The 1,778-nt window shown below is 54.8% G+C and carries 3 protein-coding genes and 1 pseudogene; all 4 read left to right on the top strand.

Annotated features, from left to right (window positions below):
- Positions 1 to 77 (top strand): annotated as a pseudogene (locus VAE48_RS17550) (elongation factor Tu); the annotation flags it as partial.
- 10 nt (positions 78 to 87) lie between these two features.
- The gene (gene rpsJ, locus VAE48_RS13390; protein WP_061915262.1) at positions 88 to 396 is read left to right on the top strand and encodes a 30S ribosomal protein S10; all 309 of its coding nucleotides are present in this window, start codon (positions 88 to 90) and stop codon (positions 394 to 396) included.
- A 289-nt stretch (positions 397 to 685) separates the two neighbouring features.
- Positions 686 to 1,321 carry a 50S ribosomal protein L3 gene (rplC, locus tag VAE48_RS13385; protein WP_322793833.1) on the top strand — a complete coding sequence of 212 codons (636 nt, stop codon included), beginning with the start codon at positions 686 to 688 and terminating at the stop codon, positions 1,319 to 1,321.
- Between the two features lie 42 nt (positions 1,322 to 1,363).
- Positions 1,364 to 1,778, top strand: a 415-nt coding sequence (gene rplD / locus VAE48_RS13380; RefSeq protein ID WP_322793832.1) for a 50S ribosomal protein L4, incomplete at its 3' end; no start/stop codon positions are given.

Raw genomic sequence — 1,778 nt, 5'->3', positions numbered from 1 at the left:
AGCAGGGTTCGAAATTCGCCATTCGCGAAGGCGGTTTGACCGTCGGCGCGGGTGTGATTACCAAGATTCTGGACTAGGTGTAGCAAGATGGCAAAGCAACGAATTCGCATTCGTCTGAAGGCATACGACCACCGTGTTTTAGATCAATCCGCCAAGCGGATTGTTGAAACGGCTGAACGGAGCGGTGCGCAGGTAGTTGGACCGGTACCGCTGCCGACCCGCATTGAGCGCTTCACTGTTCGGCGTTCGACCTTCATAGATAAGGACTCCCACGAGCATTTTGAGGTGCGTACGCACAACCGTTTGATTGATGTCCTTGACCCGGACTCAAAAACGATTGATATGCTGATGCGACTCAATTTGCCTGCTGGCGTGGATATCGAGATTAAGATTTAGTTATTCGGGGCGGAATTCGGGCAGGTTCTGCCTGCCCGAAAAATACCCCAAAAATGGCAGGATCAACTCTGGTCATTTTGAAAAAGTTCGATTATAATAGAGCGGTTTGGGCGTACAGGCTGAAAACAGCCAACGCTCACAGGCCGGGTAAGAGTGTCTTTGTAGGCGCAGAACAAAAAACGAGCTGACGCAGCAAGGCACTGACTGCCAGGCGGACCGGGATGATGCAGCCAAGCCCAGGCTGACAGTCCTGAAAAAAACCTTTGAAAGATCAAGGAGAACAAAAGAGATGTTTAAAGGGCTGATCGGGAAGAAAATCGGCATGACCCAGATTTTCGATGATACAGGTGTGGCGGTGCCCGTCACCATTATCGAAGCTGGGCCATGTTACGTTACCCAGATAAGACGGCCTGAAAATGACGGCTATTCTGCTGTCCAATTGGGTTATGGGGAAGTTAAGCCGAAGCGTTTGACCGGCGGAGAGCTGGGTCACTTGAAGCGCTCCGGTCTTAATTTGCCTCCGTTGCGTTTTCTGCGCGAGTTTCGCGCCAAAAACCCTGATGTCAAGGAAGGGGAAACGGTAACCGTCGAGGCGTTCGCGGTGGGTGAGCGCGTGGACGTGGTTGGTACCAGCAAGGGAAAAGGTTTCCAGGGCGGTGTCAAGCGCTACGGATTCCGCGGTGGTCCGAAGACTCATGGTCAATCGGATCGTCACCGCGCGCCAGGTTCCCGCAGTTCCGGAACGACCCCCGGGCGTGTCTTCAAGGGTTCGCGTGGACCGGGTCATATGGGCAATGAACGTGTGACCGCGCAGCACTTGAAGGTTGTTCTGGTGGATGCCGAGCGTAACTTGATCGGCGTGTGTGGAGCGGTTCCGGGCCCGCGCGGCGGTTTGGTCATCATCAAAGAGGCGCGCAAGCAGTAAGATGCATCGCGACTTTACCTGGACTGACGGAGCGAAGGAACTATGTTAGTAGATGTTTTCAACATGGAGGGCCAAAAGGTCAAGCAGGTGGAATTGCCTGAGGCGATCTTTGCTGCCCCAATCAATGTGGATTTGATGCATCAGGCGTATGTACGCCAGATGGCGAATGCGCGACTGGGAACTCATGATACCAAAACCCGCAATGAAGTGGCTGGTGGTGGTCGTAAACCATGGCGCCAAAAAGGCACTGGACGGGCGCGGCAGGGTTCCATTCGGGCAGCGCAATGGAAAGGCGGCGGTCGGATTCACACCCCGCATCCGCATGCCTACACGCTTTCAATGCCCCGGAAGATGCGTCGGGCAGCCTTGCGTTCGGCGCTTTCGGTCAAAGCTGCCGAATCCTCGATCGTTCTGGTGGATGAACTGGCGGTGTCGGAACCGAAAACCCGCCTGATGG

Origin of the sequence: Bellilinea sp. (assembly GCF_034432615.1) — a bacterium.
Lineage (GTDB): Bacteria > Chloroflexota > Anaerolineae > Anaerolineales > Anaerolineaceae > Bellilinea.
The sequence above is the reverse complement of the archived record's forward strand: the minus strand, read 5'-3'. Positions and strand labels throughout refer to the sequence as shown.

What these genes read in the sequence shown, in the direction of transcription:
- rplC (WP_322793833.1), top strand. Translation starts at nt 686, where the DNA reads ATGTTTAAAGGGCTGATCGGGAAGAAAATCGGCATGACCCAGATTTTC.
- rpsJ (WP_061915262.1), top strand. Translation starts at nt 88, where the DNA reads ATGGCAAAGCAACGAATTCGCATTCGTCTGAAGGCATACGACCACCGT.